Source organism: Larkinella soli, from assembly GCF_003703975.1.
In the GTDB taxonomy this organism is placed as follows: Bacteria; Bacteroidota; Bacteroidia; order Cytophagales; family Spirosomataceae; genus Larkinella; species Larkinella soli.
The window spans coordinates 511,609-531,266 of record NZ_QTJY01000002.1 but is presented as its reverse complement, the minus strand read 5'-3'; the positions used below and the strand labels follow the sequence as shown (position 1 = coordinate 531,266).

Below are 19,658 nucleotides of genomic sequence, written 5' to 3'. Positions count from 1 at the left end.
TTATGAAAAACCACATCCTGTTCCTGACCCTTTTCCTTCTGACTTTTGCCGCCCGCGCCCAGCGCGAGCATCCGTTCACCTACGGACTGATGGTGGGGCCCTGCCACCAGTACGGCCGGGAGGCCCTGTATACCGACCTGCTGGCGTATCACCTGTACCGGGGCAGCCTGCCCAAACCGGAAGCGGACCGACCGCTGGTAACCGGGGCCCCCAAAGAACTGCAATGGCAGGGCGTCACGGCCGATAAGGAGAACAAGTTCCGGGGCCGGTCTTTCAATAACGGCTACCTCTACCTGACGTATCCTTCGGATCGCGAGCAGACGGCCCTGCTGCACGCCACCGGTCACAACATGCTGTATTTCAATGGGACGCCCCATGCGGGGGACCCCTACGCCGGCGGCTGGATGGTGGTTCCGGTTCGGTTGAAGAAAGGGCTCAACGAAATTTACGTCCGGACTTCGCAGTTCTCCCGCTTTCAGGGCCTGACGGCGAAGCTGGTTTTTCCCGAAAAGCCGGTATTGCTTTCGGTGGACGACCCGACTCTGCCCAGCGTGGTGATCGGGCGGCAGAATGAACCGCTTTGGGGGGCCGTGGTGGTCGTCAATACCACCGCCAAACCGCTTACCGGTCTGAAAATGCGCAGCCGTCTGGCCGGAAAAGACCTTCTGACCGACCTGCCTGCCGTGCCGCCCATGACGACCCGGAAAGTCGGGTTTCGGATGGATGTGTCGGGCGTCCAGGAGAAGGGAACGGCCAAAGCCGCCCTCGCGTTGCTGCACGGAGGAAAGCAGGCGGATGAGAAGGAAATTTCCCTGTCGGTGGTCGGGCCGGAGCAGCATTTTGCCCAGACATTCATCAGCGCCATCGACGGCAGCGTGCAGTATTTCGGAGTGGCTCCGCAGAGCAAACCGGACGGCACCCCGCCCGCCTTTTTCCTGTCGGTACACGGTGCCGGAGTGGAGGCCATCGGGCAGGCGCGTGCCTACGAATCCAAAGACTGGGGCGTTCTGGTGGCGCCGACCAACCGGCGGCCGCGCGGCTTCAACTGGGAGGACTGGGGCCGGCTCGACGCCCTGGAAGTATTTGAACTGGCGAAGAAACAGTTCAGGCCGGACCCGGAGCGCATCTACCTGACCGGCCACTCGATGGGCGGACACGGCACCTGGTATCTGGGCGCGACCTTTCCCGGCAACTGGGCCGCCATTGCCCCCTGCGCCGGTTACCCGACCCTGGCCGGCTACGGCTCCCACGACGGCAAGATCCCGGAAGAGGGCGGCACGGCGGTCGAGAAGCTTCTGCTGAGGGCCAGCTCGCCCAGCAATGTGATTTCCCTCGCGACGAACTATAAACCGCTGGGGGTCTACATCCTGCACGGCGACAGCGACCGCACGGTTTCGGTCGAATATGCCCGGCAGATGCGGAAGATGCTCGGCACGTTTCACCCGGATTTTACGCATTACGAATACCCCGGCGGTTCGCACTGGTACGGCAACCACAGCGTCGACTGGAAGCCGTTGTTTGATTATTTCCGCTGGCACCGTATCCCGGCCGACAGCGCGGTGAACGTCATCGACTTTACGACGGCGAATCCGGGTATTTCCTCAAAAATGCGCTGGATTTCCATCGAGCAGCAGGTCAGCCCGCTGAAATACAGCCGGGTGCAGCTCAGGAGAGATAAAAAGAAAAAGGTGATTTCGGGCATCACGGAGAACGTGAGCCTGCTGGCCGTCAGCCTGGCCGATTTTGCCCCCGGAGATACGGTTTCACTGGCGCTGGACGGGCAGAATCCGGTCCGGTATGGGATTAAAACAGCCGGGGAAACCATTTATCTGGCAAAAAAAGCGGGATGGGAGCCGGGTGAAAAGCCGGCCGTGACCCGGAAGGGGCCCCATCGCTACGGAACGTTCAAGGAGCCGTTCAACCACCGGATGGTGTTCGTCTACGGCACGGCCGGAAAGCCGGAGGAGAACGAGTGGGCCTACAACAAGGCCCGGTATGACGCCGAAACCTGGTATTACCGGGGCAACGGCGCCGTCGATATCGTCTCCGACCGGGAGTTCGATCCGCGTCAGTATCCCGACCGGGGCGTCGTCCTGATCGGCAACGCGACCACGAACCGCGCCTGGAACCGCCTGCTGGCCGACTGCCCGATTCAGGTCAGCCGGGGGCAGGTGACGGTTGGAGGGGAGAGGCTCACCGGCGACGACCTGAGTGCCTACTTCACCTGGCCCCGCCCGGACAGCCCGACGGCCTCGGTGGCGGTGATTGCGGGAAGCGGCCTGCCGGGCATGAAAGCCGCCGACGCCAACCAGTATTTTGCGGGCGGAAGCGGGTTTCCGGATTACATGATCTTCGGCCTCGACATGGTGAAAGACGGCATCAAGGGCGTCCGCAAAACCGGCTTTTTCGACAACCGGTGGCGGCTGGAAGGCGGGGAAATGGTCGGGTGGAAGTGAGAAGGAGTTACTTGTTTCGTACCGTAATAATGAGTCGCTGATAGCGGGTGAGCGAGGGCGTTCCGTTGTCCGTGCCTTCAAGGATGAGATGAATGGTCTGGCCACCCGCTGCCTCTTTGGGAATAAGGACTTCAGCCTGCGCCGATGTGGGATTGGAAATCACCACGGTGTTCGGGTAGCTGCCGGTCTGAAACTGCCACCATTTGACGGAAACCGCATTCCCGTCGGGATCGGAGACGGAACCGTTCAGACGGATTTTATCTCCGGGGGAGGCCGCGGCGGCTAACGGCCCTTCGATCCTGACCACCGGTTCGTGGTTGGCACCGGAATAAACCGGAGTAACCGACCAATGGAGACGGGCCGCGAAATCCCGCTGCGCCTGCGGAAAGAAATTCGGGTATTCCGGCTCCGCTGCACTTTTACCGGACCGGTTATTCTGCGTGCTCAGGGAAGTGGCCATAGCGCTGGCACTGGTATCCTGGGAGGAGGAAAAAGAAAAACTCACCCCTTCCCGCTGGCCCGCATCCCGGCCGCCCCAACCCCCATAAGAAGCCGCTTCGTAAGCCCGCAGACCGTTTCCCAGCATATTCATGAAAGTATGGTTGTCACCTTCTCCCAACCACGAACCTTTCGGCTGGACCGGCATCCAGACGGCATATCCCATCTTCTTCAGTTCCTCACCGGTGTGGCCCGCCAGGCCGAAATAATCCAGTTTATCCCCTTTAACCATCTGTTTTCCGTCGCCCCAGACCCGGTATAAAGCGCCCAGCGGCCCACGATCCGATACGTTTTCCTTCATCCAGGCTGCAGTCAGATACGCGGCATTCTCCGGCCTGGCGCCCAGCTGCGCCCCATACCCGTAATTGGGGCCGTTCCGAAATTGCCGGTATTCGATATCCGGCCAGTTCGGCTTAATATAGAGGGTATACATATCGTCCTGATCACCGGAAGGCAGCAGGACCACCTTGCGCGCTATTTTCTTCCTGAGGGCTTCCCATTCGGTGGTGTATTCATATTGCTCCTGAATGGATTTGAGCGCCCGGGCAATCGTACTATGTCCTCCCCAGGCCGCAAGGAAGAGGGGGCCGGGCTTGTTATCGAGGATCAGGGTTTTGATCAGGTCGGAGCCGGGCGAATCTCTGGAAATATCCCCGTCGAATTCAATGTTGCCGTACCGGATTTTCGACCGGAGGTCAGCCGGAGCCGGATAAGTGGGGTGGTGGACTTTCAGGTTCGGATACACTTTGGCGTAAGCTTCGACGGCATCATGAATAAAGCATTCGTCTTTGGCCCACCGCCAGGACTCACAGGGACACAGGTTAAGGCCGAACCGCGAATATTCCCGGTTGGGGACGAACCACTTTGTGCCTTTTCCGTCTCCTTTCCAGTGAAATTGGCTGCTGGCGTAGATGAGTCCTTCTATATTCAGGTCGCTGCTGTAAAGCAGAAAACGGATCAGGGAGTTGTTGTCATCCAGTTCCGGATCGGCCGTAACCACAATTCGGGGCGGAGCCGGTTTACCCGGAGGCTGGGCAACTGCTCCAATGGTAGGCAGGGCCATCAGAAAAAGTCCGGTTGCCCCCCGGCGGAAGTTTCTCCGGAAACGTTGTAGAGCGGAACGCATTGAGGTTGGGTTTAAGTACTGAATCGATACCGTCCTGGCCGACGGCTCCGGTCAAGTTATGGTTTTTTCCCGAGACCGTTCACTTCCATCGTCAGGATCGGGGCCCTTCATCGTTCCCGATTCGTAAAACTTGTCCGGGACGGTTGCGAACGATGGGCGGTGGTTTATTTTTGCGGGCAAGGTTATAAGCCGCTTTTTTTTCTCTTTACTATAAAAAGCAACCCTCCGCAATGAAACTATTCCGCTTCGGCTCGCCCGACAATGAGCGCCCCGGTGTCATGCTGCTGTCCGGCCGCAGTCTCGATGTTTCCGCCTTCGGCCAGGATTACGACGAAACCTTCTTTTCCTCCAATGGACCGGAAAAACTGGCCGAGTGGCTCAAAACCAACGAAAATGCCTGCCCGGATGTCCCCGGAAACGCCCGCCGGGCCTCCTGCGTCAAACGGCCGTCCAAGATCGTCTGCGTGGGGCTGAACTACGCCAAGCACGCAGCCGAAACCAACGCCCCCGTGCCGGCCGAACCAATCCTGTTCTTCAAATCGACTACGGCGCTGGTCGGGCCGGACGATCACGTCGTCATTCCGAAACGTTCCGAAAAAACCGACTGGGAAGTCGAACTGGCCATCGTCATCGGGAAGAAAGCGACCTATGTTTCCAAAGAAGAGGCCTTCGATTACATCGCCGGGTACGCCGTCCACAACGACTACAGCGAGCGGGCCTTCCAGCTGGAACGCGGGGGCCAGTGGGTCAAGGGAAAAAGCGCCGACACCTTCGCTCCGCTGGGGCCGTTTCTGGTCACTAAAGAGGAGGTGCCGAACCCGAACAAACTCGGCCTCTGGCTGCGCGTCAACGGCGAACTGCTGCAGGATTCGAATACCGACGACATGATTTTCGACGTTCCGACGCTGGTCAGCTACATCAGCCAGTTCATGACGCTGCTGCCGGGCGACGTGATCTCCACCGGAACGCCCTCCGGCGTCGGCATGGGCCTCAAACCGCAGCGGTTCCTGAAGCCGGGCGACGTGGTGGAACTGGGCATCGAAGGCCTGGGCACCCAGAAACAAACCGCCGTAGCGTTCACCTGATCGGAACCTCATGACGATCGACGCACATCAGCACTTCTGGTTCTACGACCCTGAGCGCGATACCTGGATTACGGAGGAGATGCAGCGAATCCGGCGCGATTTTCTGCCCTCCGACCTGGAGCCGGTGCTGAAACAGAACGGCATCGATGGCTGCGTGGCGGTGCAGGCCGCCCAGTCGGAGGACGAGACGCTGTTTCTGGTCCAGCTGGCGCAGGCCTACAGCTTCATCCGGGGCGTCGTGGGCTGGGTCGATCTCCGGGCCGGAAACCTCTACGACCGGCTGGAATACTTCTCCCAGTTTGAGGAACTGAAGGGATTCCGCCATGTGGTGCAGGCCGAACCGGAAGATTTCATGACCCGGCCCGAGTTTATCCGGGGCGTCCGGCAGCTGACGGCCTTCGATTTTACGTACGACATCCTGATCTATCCGAACCAGCTCAAAGCCGCGCTCCACCTCGTCCGGGCCGTCCCGGAAGTGCCTTTCATCATCGACCACCTCGCCAAACCGTACATCAAAGACGGCCGGATCACCACCTGGGCCAACTTTATGGCGGCCATCGCCAAACAGCCGAACGTGCTCTGCAAAGTGTCGGGCATGGTGACGGAAGCCGACTGGAAAGGCTGGAAAAAGGAAGATTTTTATCCGTATCTGGACGTGGTTTTCGAAAACTTCGGTCCCGACCGGGTCGTCTTCGGCTCCGACTGGCCGGTTTGTCTGGTGGCGGCCGAATACGAACAGATGAAAGGCATCCTGGACGAATACACGGCCCGCTTCGACGAGGAGACGCGCCGGAAAGTCTACGGGGCCAATGCCGTGAAATTTTATAACCTGTAGTTCCAGACGGAACCATGAACCTGAACCTACAAGACAAGATCATCATCGTCACCGGCGGGGCCAAGGGCATCGGCGAGGGCATCTCGACCGTGCTGGCCGCCGAAGGGGCCATTCCCGTCATCGTCGGCCGCAGCGAAGCCGACAACCGGAAAACCGTCGAGCAGATTACCGCAGCCGGCGGAAAAGCGGTTTCGGTCGTAGCGGAACTGACCCGGCCGGAAGAGTGCCGAAAAGCCGTCGAGCAGACGCTGGCGCAGTTCGGGCGGATCGACGGGCTGGTCAACAATGCGGGCGTGAACGACGGGGTAGGGCTGGAGAAAGGGGACTATGAGCGGTTTATGCAGTCGCTGCATAAAAATGTCGTGCATTACTACCTCATGGCGCATTATGCCCTGCCGGCCCTGAAGGAATCGAAGGGAGCCATCGTCAACATCAGTTCGAAAACCGCCGAAACCGGACAGGGAAACACCTCGGCCTATGCCGCGTCCAACGGGGGCCGGAACGCCCTGACCCGGGAGTGGGCCGTCGAACTGCTGCCCTACAGCATCCGGGTGAATGCCGTCATCGTGTCCGAATCCTGGACGCCCCTGTACGAAAACTGGATCAAAACTTTCCCAAATCCGCAGGAGAAACTGGACAGCATCGTGTCGAAGATTCCGCTGGAAAAACGAATGACGACGCCCGGGGAAATCGCCAACATGGTGGTTTTTCTCCTGTCGGACAAGTCGAGCCACACGACCGGCCAGCTGATTTATGTCGACGGCGGCTACGTTCACCTCGACCGGGCGCTGACCTGAGTCCGGGACCCGAAAATCGTCGCTATTCCTAAACCCGTATTTCCATGGCATCCGTTTCTCCCTCCACCACCGCCCGCGCCACCGGTTCGACCGGCAGCTACACGCTCGCTTTCGCCCTGGTAACCAGCCTGTTCTTCCTGTGGGCGTTCGTTCACAACCTCGAACCGATTCTGATTCCCCACCTGAAAAAAGCCTGCCGCCTGACGGACCTGCAATCAGCCCTGATCGACTCGGCAGTGTATCTGGGCTATTTCATCATGGCGCTGCCGGCCGGGTTCATCATGAAGCGGTACGGGTACCAGCGCGGGATCATCGCCGGGCTGCTGATGTATGCGGTCGGGGCATTCCTGTTCGTGCCGGCGGCCGACACCCGTCTGTATATTTTCTTTCTGGGGGCGCTGTTCATCATCGCGTCGGGCTGCGCGTTTCTGGAGACGGCGGCCAACCCGTACGTTACGATTCTCGGCAAACCCGAAACCGCCACGACCCGCCTGAATTTCAGCCAGTCGTTCAACGGGCTGGGCGCTTTTCTGGCACCGGTGCTGGGCGGAAAGTTCATCCTGAGCGGCATCGAGCATTCCGAGGCCGAGCTGGCGGCCATGTCGCCGGAACAGCTGAACAGCTATCTGCAATACGAAGCCGGACAGGTGAAGCTCCCGTACCTAATTATCGGCATCGTGGTGGTGGCGGTGGCGGCCCTGTTCATGTTCATCAAACTGCCGGACATCAGCGACAGCGAGAAAAAAGCGCCTTCGACGGTCGGGTCGGCGCTGCGGCACCGGCACCTGAAATGGGGCGTGATCGCCCAGTTTTTTTATGTCGGCGCCCAGGTCTGTGTGACGAGTTTTTTCATCCGGTTTGCCAAATTTACGAGCGACGTGCCCGAGAAGGAGGCCGCCGAATGGCTCGGCTGGGCAATGCTGGGCTTTCTGATCGGCCGGTTCGTGGGAACGTGGCTGATGCGGTATATAAAACCTCAGGTTCTGCTGACGGTCTACTCCCTGATCAGCGTGCTGCTGCTGGTGGCGGCCATGACCATCCAGTCCGAGTTGGCGGTATGGGCGGTTTTCGCCATTCCCTTCTTCGAATCCATCATGTTCCCGACCATCTTTTCGCTGGGCATCGCCCGCATCGGCGAGGACACCGAAATCGGCTCGTCCCTGCTGGTCATGGCTATTGCCGGCGGAGCCCTCTGGCCGCTCCTGATGGGCTATATCTCCGACCGGAGCGACATCCAGATCGCCTACATCGTCCCGCTGCTGTGCTTCCTGGTGGTGGCGGCTTATGGCTGGAAGCTGTACCGGCCGGAAGGAGAAATAAATAATTGAATGATTGAATTGTTGAATGATTGAATAATTGCTCCGCAATGTTAGCATTGCAGCGCCCATTCAATCATTCAACAATTCAACAATTTCTATGCGTTACGCATTGGCCCTTGACCTCAACCCCGATCCGGCGCTGATCGCCGAGTATGAAAAATACCATGAGCGCATCTGGCCCGAGATCGAGGAGAGCATCCGGTCGGCGGGGGTGACCGACATGGAGATTTACCGCATCGGAAACCGGCTTTTCATGATCATGGAAACCGACGAATCCTTTTCGTTTGAACGCAAGGCCGAAAGCGATGCCGCCAATCCGAAAGTGCGGGAGTGGGAGACTCTGATGTGGAAATACCAGCAGGCGCTGCCTCTGGCGAAACCGGGTGAGAAATGGGTCCTCATGGATAGAATATTCAAGTTGTGAGGATTAGGTTGGCCGGTACTTCGTATTTTTGATAAATACCAACCCTGCTGACTTATGCGAATGTGGAAGCTACTTGTGATTTTAGGATTCGTTCTTGTTCAGAAATCCACCGCCCAATCCACGATTACCGTCCTGAGTTATAATATTCACCATGGCACCAACGCCCAGGAACAGAATACCATTGCCCAGATCGGCCGCCTGATCCGTCAGTTCAGCCCGGATCTGGTGGCTTTGCAGGAGGTCGACAGCGCCACCACCCGCAGCCGGGGCGCCGACCACCTGGGGCAGCTGGCCCGGATGACTTCCCTCAGCCCGCTGTACGGTCGGGCCATTCGGCTCCAGGGCGGAGGGTACGGGACAGCTGTTTTATCCAGGTATCCTATCATTGCGGATCAGAAGCTGATGCTGCCCAACCCGGATTCGACCGAACAGCGGATTCTGCTCTGCGCCTACGTCGAATTGCCCAATCAGAAGACGATTCGGTTCTGCAATTCGCAGCTGGAGGAAAAATCGCCCCTCAACCGGGGCGTCCAGCTCGCCTTCGTGAATAAGGCGCTGGAAAACAGCATTCAGCCGGTCGTCTGGTGCGGAGATTTCAACACGGATCCCGATGATCCGGAAGTGGCTAAGTTAATGAATACCTGGGTCGATGCCGGGAAGGATTCCTTCGCGCCGACGCTGATCGGTACGGGCGCCCGAATGGATTATATCATGACGTTGAAAAGCAGTGAGCTGGAACTGGTTCGCTACCGGGTGCTGAATGTCCCGAAGCTGTCGGATCACCAGCCGGTGCTGGCAACGTACCGTTTCCGTAAACCGAAACAAATGGTGTCGAAATAGCCGGAGTGATCCGGTAAATGTCGGCCAGAACCGTATGAACGTCGCACTTTTTCTGCCGTGTTATGTCGATCAGTTTTACCCGCAGGTAGGCATTTCCACGCTGCAGCTGCTGGAGAAGCTGGGCTGCACGGTCACGTACCCGCTGAACCAGACCTGCTGCGGTCAGCCGATGGCCAACTCCGGCTTCGAGAAACTGGCGCAGGACTGCAACGAGCTGTTTGTGAAGAACTTTGCCGGCTTCGACGCCGTCGTCTGCCCGTCAGGAAGCTGCACGCTGCACGTGAAGGACCACCTGCACTCCCACGACCGGGAAGGCGATGCGCAGCAGATCCGCAGCCATATTTACGAGCTGACCGAATTCCTGACCGACGTACTGAAGGTGGAACGGCTGCCGGCCCGGTTCATGCACAAGGTAGGGCTGCACCAGAGCTGCCACGGGCAGCGGGGGCTGCACCTTTCGCAGATGTCGGAACTGGTGGCGCCCCCGTTTTCCAAGCCGGAGAAGCTGCTGACCATGGTGGAGGGGCTGGAGCTGATCGCCCTGGACCGGAAAGATGAATGCTGCGGTTTCGGCGGAACGTTCTGCGTTTTCGAAGAAGCCGTATCGTCCCGCATGGGCATCGACCGCGTCGAGGATCACGTCCGGAACGGCGCCGAGGTGCTGACCGGCGGGGATATGTCGTGTCTGATGCACCTGGAGGGCATCGTTCGGCGGAAGAAACTGCCCGTCCGGGTCATGCATATTGCGGAGATCCTGAATCAGGATTAACCGTTTGCTCAAAAGTTGTAAGGTTTCTTTGTCTATTTGTAAAGTTAGCTTTACTTTTGGACAAACGAAATTGATACGACTATGAAAACGCAATGGTTATTTCCGCACCGCTACCGCCTGATCGGCTGGCTGTTGTTCATTCCCTCGGCCATGCTGGGCCTGATGGCCCGGTATGCTGAGTTTACATTTGATTTTTTAACCTTTTCATGGCAGGCGCCGGGGCCGGACGCGGGGTTCGTGCAGCGGTTTATCTGGTTCGTGACGGATGGCGGCAGTTTTTTGGCCAACGGCCACAATACCGTAAATCTGACGGATGAAATTGCCACCTTGGGCATCATCCTCGGTCTGCTGTTCATCGCTTTTTCGAAGGAGAAAGTGGAGGATGAAATGATCAGCCGGGTGCGGCTCGAATCGTTGCAGTGGGCGGTGTATGTGAACTATTTCGTACTGGGGGTGCTGGTGCTGCTGGTTCACGGGGGGCTGTTTCTGGAAGTAATGATTTACAATATGTTCACGGTTCTGATCGTGTTCATCATCCGGTTCCGGCTGGCCCTGCGCCGAAACGAACGAGTCGTGATGGCGCTATGAAGAACCGGATCAAGGTGGCCCGGGCCGAGCGCGACATGTCGCAGGCCGACCTGGCCGAACGCATCGGCGTAAGCCGGCAGACGATCAATTCCATCGAAACCGGCCGCTACGTACCCTCGACCATCCTCGCCCTGAAACTGGCGCAGGTGTTCGAGAAGAATGTAACCGAGCTTTTCCAACTGGAAGAAACCGATTAGGTTGAACAGAACGTTGAAGGATTAGGATTTACGACCGGGCAGCCGCACATTTACGCGAAATCCTGTCAAAAATGCCGAATCTTTACATTTTGGCCGGTTGCAATGGAGCCGGTAAAACTACGGCGGCCTACACGATTCTGCCGGAAGTGCTGAACTGCCGCGAGTTTGTCAATGCCGATGAAATAGCGCGGGGCCTATCGCCCTTCCAGCCCGAAACCGTCGCTTTTGAAGCTGGGCGAATTATGCTGGAACGAATCAATCATCTGTTGGGGCAGGGTGTTGATTTCGCCTTTGAAACGACGCTCTCTACCCGGTCTTATGTTCAGACGATTCGGCGAGCGAGGGCGATCGGCTATGAAGTAAAGCTGTTTTACGTCTGGCTGGAATCGGTGGAAGTCGCCAAAGCCAGGGTCGCCATTCGGGTTGCGAAGGGCGGGCATTCTATTCCACCCGAAATCATTGAACGCCGGTATCATCGCAGTTTAGTCAATCCGGGTAAGCTGTACATACCGCTCTGCGATCAGTATCTGATTGTAAACAATTCAGGAACAGAACCTGATTTTGTCATGCAGGGCGGAATGGGAGCCAAGCCGGATGTGTTTAATCAGCAGATATGGGACGCTTTGAAAGCATATGAAAGAGGCTAAAATTACGCCGGAAAACGCAAAATTCCTGGAAGGAATGCGACTTGCCGTCAGACGTCTGATCGAACAGGCAAGACGGAATGATGAAGAAATTGTCATTTCCCGCAACGGGCAGCCCGTCCGGGTAAAAGCAAGAGAACTCTGACCTTATGAACCACTCTCAGGCAGCCGAACAGTTTACCCGGGATTACGACCGGACGACCTGGCACGATAAGTCACTCTGGTTCGTGCGCGAAAAGCGCGACCGGGCGGTATTCCAGGTACCCGAATGGGAAGCCCTGCGCGAAGCCGCATCCCAGATCAAGCACAACGTGCTCTCCAATCTGGACGAGTACCTCGTTCAGTTCGAGGAAAAGGCCAAAGCCAACGGCGTGACGGTCCACTGGGCCGCCGACGCGAAGGAGCATAACGCCCTCGTGCTTCAGATTCTGCGGGAGAATGGGGTCAGCCAGATGGTCAAGAGCAAGTCGATGCTGACGGAAGAATGTCACCTGAACGATTTCATGCTTCAGCACGGCATCGAGGTGATCGACACCGACCTGGGCGAGCGGGTGGTGCAGCTGGCCGAAGAGCCGCCCAGCCACATCGTCATGCCCTGTATCCATAAGAAAAAGGAGGAAATCGGCGAGCTGTTTCACGAACACCTCGGCACCGAGAAGGGCGCTTCCGACCCGCAATACCTGGCCGAAGCCGCCCGTCAGCACCTGCGCGAGAAATTCCTGACCCGCCGGGCCGCCCTGACCGGCGTCAACTTCGCCATCTCCGAAACCGGCGGTTTCGTGGTCTGCACCAACGAAGGCAACGCCGACATGGGCGCCCACCTGGCCGACGTACACATCGCCAGCATGGGCATTGAGAAGGTCATTCCGAAGGCGGCTCATCTTGGGGTTTTCCTGCGGCTGCTGGCCCGGAGCGCCACCGGTCAGCCCGTCACGACCTATTCGAGCCATTTTCACCGGCCCCGGACCGGTCAGACGATGCACATCATCATCGTCGACAACGGCCGGACCACCCAGCTGGGTCGACCGGATTTCCGCAACTCGCTGAAGTGCATCCGCTGCGGAGCCTGCATGAACACCTGCCCGGTCTACCGCCGGAGCGGGGGGCACAGCTACCACAACGCGGTGGCCGGGCCGATCGGCTCCATCCTGGCGCCGAACCTCGATATGCGCAAAAACGCCGACCTGCCGTTTGCCTCGACCCTTTGCGGCTCGTGCTCGAACGTCTGCCCCGTGAAGATCGATATTCACGACCAGCTGTATAAATGGCGGCAGATTCTGGCCGAAGAAGGCTACGTCGACAGCACGAAGAAGCAGGGCATGAAGGTAATGGCGAGTGTTCTCTCCAACCCGAAGCTGTTCCGGTTTTCCGGGAAAGCCGGGCGCACGATGATGCGGCTGCTGCCGTTTACCGTCTCCAATCCGCTCAACCCCTGGTATCGGGGACGCGAAATGCCCGAGCCGCCGAAGGAAAGCTTCCGGGAATGGTATCTGCACCGGGAGGCCGCTGGAGGAAACGGAACGCCAAACCGGCCGGCCGTTTCGGAAGAGACGCGGCTCGGCGTTTGAGGGTCTGGGAGTTTAAGAGTTTCGGGGTTTAGGAGTTGGGGCGTTATTTTAATAATTAGCTGATTATGAGTCGAGATCGTATTCTGGCGGCCATCCGGGAGAACAAACCGGCCCTGCGGCCGCTGCCGGAGAAGAGTACCTTTGAATCGAACTTCCCCGACCTGACCGAAACGTTTTCGGAAGTGCTGAAGTTCGTGGGCGGGACGCCGGTGGTGGTTCCCGATCTGGCGGAAGCGGAAACCTACATCCGGAAAACGTACAGCGACCTGCCGAACGTGATCAGCCTGGTGCCCGGTCTGGAGTCTCTGACCACGATGCGGTACGACGTCGTCGACCCGCACGACCTGGCCTCGGTGGACCTGGCCGTGATTCCGGGTGAGTTCGGCGTGGCCGAAAATTCGGCCATCTGGATTCCGGAAGAGTCCGTCGGGCATCGGGTGCTGCCGTTCATCTGTCAGCACCTGGTTATGGTGGTCCGGACGGCCGATCTGGTGGAGAATATGCACCGGGCTTATGAGCGGCTTTCGGTAGGAGCGTCCGGGTTTGGAGTGTTCATTGCGGGGCCCTCCAAAACGGCCGATATCGAGCAGTCGCTGGTCATTGGCGCGCATGGGGCACGGAGTCTTTCCGTCATTTTATTGGAAAATTCGTAACCGAAAATTGTCCGGCCATGTTGTAAAAAGTGTATATTGGACCAAAACAGTCAGCAACGTGGCAGTCATTTACCTCGATACCTGCACTCTGCGGCCCTGGCGGGACGGCGACGAGTACTCACTATCGGAGCACGCCAACAATCGAAAAATCTGGGACCGTGTCCGGGATTTTTTTCCGCATCCCTATACCGTCCGCGACGCCAGCTCGTGGATTCGCATGAACCGTTCCTATCAGCAGCCGGTCAATCTGGCGGTCGATGTGGGAGGGAAGGCGGTCGGTAACGTCGGATTCACCATCAAGGAAGATATTTATCGCTTCAATGCCGAAATCGGCTACTGGCTCGGGGAAAATTACTGGGGGCACGGCATCATGTCGGAGGCCGTACCGGCCATGGTCAATTACATCTTTACCAACTTCCAGGTCAATCGGCTGTTCGGCTGCGTCCTGGAAGGGAACGAGCCCTCGATGCGGGTACTGATGCAGGCCGGTTTTCGGCCGGAAGCGGTTCTGAAAAAGGCCGCCATCAAAAACAGCCGCTACCTCGACGAACACATCTTCGCCCTGCTTCGGGAAGAGTTTGTAGCCCATCAGCGGACCGTTTCCATCACCGAAAAACACTGAGCCCCGGCCCAAATCACCCGGATCTTATCGAACCTCACCCGAGCCGGTTGCGAATTCTTCCGGTGTGCTGTTTCTTTGTAACCATGCCAAAAATCATCATCGCCGTCGACGGTTATTCGAGTTGCGGGAAAAGCACGACGGCCAAACTGGTCGCGGCCCGGATGGGCTATACCTATATCGATACTGGCGCCATGTACCGGGCCGTCAGTCTGTATTTCGTTCAGAACCAGATTCCGATCAACCACCCCAAAGCCGTCCGAGACGCCCTAGACCATATTCAGATTGCCTTTCAGATCAACTCCGGCACCGGCCGGAACGAAACCTGTCTGAACGGTCTGAACGTCGAGGAGGAGATCCGGAAAATGTATATCGCCAACTTCGTGAGCGAGGTCAGCGCCCTCCCGCAGGTTCGCCATGCGATGGTGGCCCAGCAGCAGCGCATGGGCAGGAAACGGGGAGTCGTCATGGACGGCCGCGACATCGGCACCAGGGTTTTTCCGGACTCCGAACTGAAAGTGTTCATGACCGCCGACACCTTCATCCGCGCCCAGCGGAGACAGATCGAATTGCTCGGGAAAGGCGAGGTGGTGGGGCTGGATGAAATTCTGGAAAACATTCGCAAGCGCGACCACATCGATACTACCCGCGCCGAAAGCCCCCTGCGTAAGGCCGAAGACGCCGTCGAACTGGACACCTCCTATATGACCATCGACGAACAGGTCGAGTGGGTCATCCATCTGGCCGACCAGCGAATTGCCGAACTGCACCGCAAAGGCCACTTCAAGTTGAAGGAAAAATGATTGCCGATTACCTGATTATCGGACAGGGCGTTGCCGGCTCGGTGCTGGCCTGGACCCTCGACCGGCGGGGCAAACGGGTGGTGCTGGTCGGTTCGTCGGGGCGCCCTTCAGCCTCACTGGCGGCTGCCGGAATCTTCAACCCGCTGACCGGTAAAAAGCTGGTTCGCACCTGGAAGGCCGACCAGCTTTTTCCGTTTCTTCACCGGTTTTACGGCGAGATCGAGCAAAGCCTCGGCATCCGGTTTCTCCACCGGACGAATATCTACCGGCCCTACCGGTCCATCGAAGAACAGAATACCTATCTGGCCCAGACTTCCGATCCGTCCATCGCGCAATTTGTTCTGGAAAAAACGGAGGATGACCGGTATGGCCCTTATATACACAATCCGTACGGCGGGCTGGAAGTGACCGGCTCGGGCTGGGTCGATCTGCCGGTTTTTCTGCCCGCCGTCCGAGCGTATTTTACCGAAAAAGAACAATACGTCGAAGCCGAATTCGACTACGGTCAGATGGAGATCCGGGACGACGGCGTGGTGTGGCAGGGGCGGCAGTACCGGAAGCTGATCTGCTGCGACGGCCCGTACGGCGGGCAGAATCCGCTGTTCGGCTGGCTGCCCTTTAACCCGGTCAAAGGCCAGACGCTCGACATCCTGCCGGAGACCTATGGGGTGGACCGTATCATCAATCAGGGAATCTTTATAATGCCCGTAGATTCAGGTATTTGCCGGGTTGGCGCTACCTACACCTGGCACGATATAAATTGGCAAACAACGGAGGACGGTCGGGAGTTTATCGAGCAGAAGCTCCGGAGTCTGCTAAAGGTGCCGTACCGGGTGGTCGGTCAGCGGGCGGGAATCCGTCCGGCCACCAAAGACCGGCGGCCTTTTATCGGTCTGCATCCGGCCCATCCGGCGGTGGCGATTTTCGGTGGCCTCGGTACCAAAGGCGTATCGCTGGCTCCCTATTTTGCCGACCGGTTCGCCGAATTTCTGGAGGGTCGGAAAGAATTGGAAGAGGAGGTTAATATTGAGCGCGTCTTTTCGTTATATTACAAGTCAAAGTAAAAAGGACCTTGTCGATAAAGATCGGATTAATTCTCTGCCAGTTATAAAACGCTCCGGTCCGAAATCGCTGAATTAAAATTATACCATTACACGGGTTGCATATGAGTAAGCAACGTATACATTGGATAGCCGGATTGATGCTGATCATGAATGTGGCGGTGGCCCAGAACTACCCTTCCCAGGAGCAGTTCGGTCGCAACCGCATTCAATACCGCAAGTTTGACTGGAAGGTGATCAAAACCTCCAATTTTGAAATCTACTTTTACCAGGAAGGCAACCAGATCGCCAACCTGGCCGCCCAGTACGCCGAAACCGACTTCGACCGGATCACCGAGGTACTGGGCTACACGCCCTACAACCGCATCAAGGTTTTTATTTATAACTCTCCGCAGGAACTGGCCCAGAGCAACATTGGTCTGAGTGCCGCCAGCGGAACGAACTACAAGGAACTTTCCCTGTCCAAATCCCGGCTCGAACTCGCTTTTACCGGCGATCAGGTCAGCTTCCGCAAACAGCTGATCCGCGAGGTGTCGCTGCTGTTCGTATACGATATGCTGTACGGCGGCAGCCTGAAGGACGCCCTGCAAAGCTCGCTGCTGCTGTCGCTGCCGGAATGGTACATGCCCGGTATTGCCTCCTACATCGCCGAGGGCTGGAGTACGGAAATGGATGACTACATGCGGGATGTGGCCCTGACCCGGCCCGTCCGCAAACCGTCGACCCTGACCGGCGATGAGGCCATGCGGGTGGGGCACTCCATCTGGAATTATATTGCCGAGCGGTATGGAAAGGACAATATATCCAACATCCTGAACCTGACCCGCATCATCCGCAACGAGCAGAACAGCATCGCCAGCACGCTGGGCGTTCCCTACAGCCGGTTCCTGCGCGAATGGCGGGAATTCTATTCCTCCATGGCCCGGCCGGTGGCCGAAGCCAACAAGGGCGGGGAAGACACGTTCCGTCTGACGGTTTCGACCCAGAAGGACCCGGCCCAACTGACCAGCCTCCGGCTCAGCCCCAACCAGAATTACATTGCCTACGGTACCGCCTGGCGCGGCAAGTTCGAGGTGACGCTGGTCAACACGCAGAACCAGAAAAAGACCGTGATCCGGAAAGGCGGTTACAAGCAGGATGAATCCCCGGTTCGGCTGGCCACCCCGCTGGTGGCCTGGCAGCGGGATAATCTTCTGGTGCTGACCGAAGAACAGGGGCAAATGCGTCTATACATCTACTCCGAGCTGGATAAAAAGCCGAAACTGAAGCAGAAGCAGATCGTCCGGGGCGTCAGCCAGGTCATCGACATGGATGCTTCGGAGGACGGCTCCGCTCTGGTATTCAGCGCCGACCGCCGGGGGCAGAACGACCTGTATCTGTACAGCATCGGTCGCGGTACGGTCCAGCAGCTTACCAACGATCTGTACGACGATCTGTATCCCCAGTTTGTCGGCCGGAGCCGGCAGATAGTATTCTCTTCCAACCGCCGGATGGACTCGCTCGGGATCGATAAAGGGAATTACAAAACCATCCGGAATCAGCTCAGCCTGTTCCTGCACGAGGGAGCGCCCCGGGCCGAGGCCGTCGCCCGCCTGACCGATTCGCTGGGGGTAGCCCTTCGTCCGACGGCCGCCAGTGAAAACACGATCTTTTATCTGGACGACGCATCCGGGGTGCAGAACCTGGTTCGTCTGGACAGGGAAACCGGTGTCCGACAAACGATTACGGGTTTCAGCCAGGGTATTCACCGATATGATCTCAACACCACTTCGGGGGCCATGGTCTACAGCCAGCTGAAAGACGGGGCCGAAGTCATCGGCTTCCGCTCGAAAGTCAATCTGAGCCAGTCGCTGCAGCTGCCGCTGACCCGGCGGGCTACGGTTCTGGAGCCGCCCAAACCCGAAACGACTCCCGCAGCACCGGCCGCCACAGCCGCGCCTTCGACCGGCAACCGAACCGTCGATTCAACGGCGGTAACGCAGTCGATGAAGCTGAACCCCGGCGAAGTGGATACCGACCAGTATCAGTTCGACCCCGACGTAGCCAAATCCATCGAATACAAACAACGCCGGACAACTCCCGGGACCACCGCTTCGGTCGTGGTGCCGCGCAGCCGTCGCCGGGAGAACGTCACCATCCGGGGGCCGTTCAATTACCAGGGTCTGTTCGTGGCCAGTGACGCCAGTTCCGACTGGCGGATCGACCCCATCCGGGGTTTCGGCTACTTCCAGTCGCTGACGATGAACGACCTGCTGGAAAACCATATCATTAAAGCCGGTCTGTTCATCACCACAAACCTGCGCAACAGCGACCTTTTCGCCGAATACAACAAACTGGTCGACCGCATCGACTACAGTGCCCGCTTCGACCGGAAGACGATCTTCTCCGAGGAAGGGCAGTATCAGAAATACCGGTTCAACAAGGTGACGGTTTCGGCTTCCTACCCTCTTTCGGTCAACAGCCGGTTTACCCTGGCGCCGTTCTACATCGTCACCCGTTACCTCGATCTGCTTCAGGTGGGCGGCAGTTCGTCCGACTACACCGGGGCGCGGGCCGAGTTCGTGTTTGACAATACGAACCTGAACGGGATGAACATGATCGAAGGAACGCGGTTCAAAATCAAATACGAAAACTACGTCGGTCTGACCGAACGGATCGAAAACGGCGTCAAGCGGGGTGCCGGCAGCTTCGACCGGCTCTCGATCGATCTGCGGCATTACCAGAAAATCCACCGCGACATGATCGTGGCCCTGCGTCTTTCCGGAAGCCATTCGGCCGGTCCGGCACCCAAAAAGGCTACCCTCGGCGGGATGGAGAACTGGATCGGGATTTCGGAAGGCGTGAAGGAGAACACGGCCAGCAACCCGCTGGTCCTGTCGCCGACCCGCGACAACCGGGACGTCTTCTTCCTGGATCTGGCGGCTCCGCTGCGGGGCTTCCGGCTGGGAAAACTGACCGGGACGAGCTATATGCTGGCGAACGCCGAGGTGCGGCTGCCGCTGATCCGATTCCTGCACCGCGGGCCGGTCACGTCGAACTTTCTGCGGAATTTCCAGCTGGTAGCCTTTTCGGACATCGGGACGGCCTGGGCCGGCAAGGGGCCCTTCAGCCGCCAGAACAGCCTGAACACGGAAGTGGTGGGAGGAAACGGCGATCCGTTCCGGGCCACCGTGACCAACTTCAAGAATCCGTTCCTGCTCGGATACGGTGCTGGTGCCCGGACAATGCTTTTCGGTTATTACGTCAAGTTCGATTATGCCTGGGGCGTCGAGAACAACGTGGTCGGGAAGCCCGTCGCTTATCTGACCTTAGGGTACGATTTTTAAGAAAAAATATATTCATGAATGAAAGCCCCTGCTCAGTCAGGGGCTTTTTG

General features: G+C 58.1%; 19 protein-coding genes. 18 read left to right on the top strand and 1 reads right to left on the bottom strand.

What is annotated here, in order from left to right:
• The first annotated feature begins 2 nt into the window (after window positions 1-2).
• Window positions 3-2,456 (top strand): prolyl oligopeptidase family serine peptidase, encoded by a 2,454-nt coding sequence (locus DX909_RS08450; RefSeq protein ID WP_128544708.1) that lies wholly within the window; start codon window positions 3-5, stop codon window positions 2,454-2,456.
• Window positions 2,457-2,463: 7 nt separating this feature from the next.
• Here the strand turns inward: DX909_RS08450 and DX909_RS08445 are convergent, their stop codons facing one another.
• Complete coding sequence (locus tag DX909_RS08445; RefSeq protein ID WP_229310987.1) at window positions 2,464-4,080, bottom strand: DUF1593 domain-containing protein; 1,617 nt, start codon at window positions 4,078-4,080, stop codon at window positions 2,464-2,466.
• Between the two features lie 230 nt (window positions 4,081-4,310).
• On the opposite strand from DX909_RS08445, the gene DX909_RS08440 reads away from it, so the two are divergent.
• From DX909_RS08440 to DX909_RS08365, 17 genes are all read left to right on the top strand, one after another.
• Window positions 4,311-5,165, top strand: coding sequence for a fumarylacetoacetate hydrolase family protein (locus tag DX909_RS08440; protein WP_128544707.1), 855 nt, complete (start codon window positions 4,311-4,313; stop codon window positions 5,163-5,165).
• Between the two features lie 10 nt (window positions 5,166-5,175).
• The gene (locus DX909_RS08435) at window positions 5,176-6,000 is read left to right on the top strand and encodes an amidohydrolase family protein (RefSeq protein ID WP_128544706.1); all 825 of its coding nucleotides are present in this window, start codon (window positions 5,176-5,178) and stop codon (window positions 5,998-6,000) included.
• Window positions 6,001-6,014: 14 nt separating this feature from the next.
• The gene (locus DX909_RS08430) at window positions 6,015-6,797 is read left to right on the top strand and encodes an L-fucose dehydrogenase (RefSeq protein WP_128544705.1); all 783 of its coding nucleotides are present in this window, start codon (window positions 6,015-6,017) and stop codon (window positions 6,795-6,797) included.
• 44 nt (window positions 6,798-6,841) lie between these two features.
• Window positions 6,842-8,125, top strand: coding sequence for an L-fucose:H+ symporter permease (gene fucP, locus DX909_RS08425; protein WP_128544704.1), 1,284 nt, complete (start codon window positions 6,842-6,844; stop codon window positions 8,123-8,125).
• 88 nt (window positions 8,126-8,213) lie between these two features.
• Window positions 8,214-8,540, top strand: coding sequence for an L-rhamnose mutarotase (locus DX909_RS08420; RefSeq protein ID WP_128544703.1), 327 nt, complete (start codon window positions 8,214-8,216; stop codon window positions 8,538-8,540).
• 60 nt (window positions 8,541-8,600) lie between these two features.
• A complete protein-coding gene (locus tag DX909_RS08415) occupies window positions 8,601-9,380 on the top strand; it encodes an endonuclease/exonuclease/phosphatase family protein (RefSeq protein WP_164851227.1) in 780 nt (259 codons plus the stop codon).
• A gap of 34 nt (window positions 9,381-9,414) precedes the next feature.
• The gene (locus DX909_RS08410) at window positions 9,415-10,149 is read left to right on the top strand and encodes a (Fe-S)-binding protein (RefSeq protein WP_128544701.1); all 735 of its coding nucleotides are present in this window, start codon (window positions 9,415-9,417) and stop codon (window positions 10,147-10,149) included.
• Between the two features lie 81 nt (window positions 10,150-10,230).
• Window positions 10,231-10,737 (top strand): hypothetical protein, encoded by a 507-nt coding sequence (locus DX909_RS08405; protein ID WP_128544700.1) that lies wholly within the window; start codon window positions 10,231-10,233, stop codon window positions 10,735-10,737.
• Complete coding sequence (locus DX909_RS08400) at window positions 10,734-10,934, top strand: helix-turn-helix transcriptional regulator (RefSeq protein ID WP_128544699.1); 201 nt, start codon at window positions 10,734-10,736, stop codon at window positions 10,932-10,934. The genes DX909_RS08405 and DX909_RS08400 overlap by 4 nt, the downstream gene beginning before the upstream one ends.
• A 71-nt stretch (window positions 10,935-11,005) precedes the next feature.
• Window positions 11,006-11,581, top strand: a complete 576-nt coding sequence (locus DX909_RS08395) for an ATPase (protein ID WP_128544698.1) — start codon at window positions 11,006-11,008, stop codon at window positions 11,579-11,581.
• The gene (locus tag DX909_RS29480) at window positions 11,568-11,723 is read left to right on the top strand and encodes a DUF8506 family protein (protein WP_164851226.1); all 156 of its coding nucleotides are present in this window, start codon (window positions 11,568-11,570) and stop codon (window positions 11,721-11,723) included. Before DX909_RS08395 ends, DX909_RS29480 begins: the two co-directional genes overlap by 14 nt.
• Before the next feature lie 4 nt (window positions 11,724-11,727).
• Entirely contained in the window at window positions 11,728-13,146 is a 1,419-nt protein-coding gene (locus DX909_RS08390) for a lactate utilization protein B (RefSeq protein ID WP_128544697.1), read from the top strand.
• 65 nt (window positions 13,147-13,211) lie between these two features.
• Complete coding sequence (locus DX909_RS08385; protein WP_229310986.1) at window positions 13,212-13,799, top strand: LutC/YkgG family protein; 588 nt, start codon at window positions 13,212-13,214, stop codon at window positions 13,797-13,799.
• Window positions 13,800-13,857: 58 nt separating this feature from the next.
• A complete protein-coding gene (locus DX909_RS08380) occupies window positions 13,858-14,421 on the top strand; it encodes a GNAT family N-acetyltransferase (RefSeq protein ID WP_229310985.1) in 564 nt (187 codons plus the stop codon).
• Window positions 14,422-14,504: 83 nt separating this feature from the next.
• Window positions 14,505-15,221 (top strand): (d)CMP kinase, encoded by a 717-nt coding sequence (gene cmk / locus DX909_RS08375; protein WP_128544694.1) that lies wholly within the window; start codon window positions 14,505-14,507, stop codon window positions 15,219-15,221.
• Entirely contained in the window at window positions 15,218-16,285 is a 1,068-nt protein-coding gene (locus DX909_RS08370) for an NAD(P)/FAD-dependent oxidoreductase (protein WP_128544693.1), read from the top strand. The genes cmk and DX909_RS08370 overlap by 4 nt, the downstream gene beginning before the upstream one ends.
• Before the next feature lie 101 nt (window positions 16,286-16,386).
• Window positions 16,387-19,608 carry a hypothetical protein gene (locus DX909_RS08365; protein ID WP_164851225.1) on the top strand — a complete coding sequence of 1,074 codons (3,222 nt, stop codon included), beginning with the start codon at window positions 16,387-16,389 and terminating at the stop codon, window positions 19,606-19,608.
• Window positions 19,609-19,658: the final 50 nt, after the last annotated feature.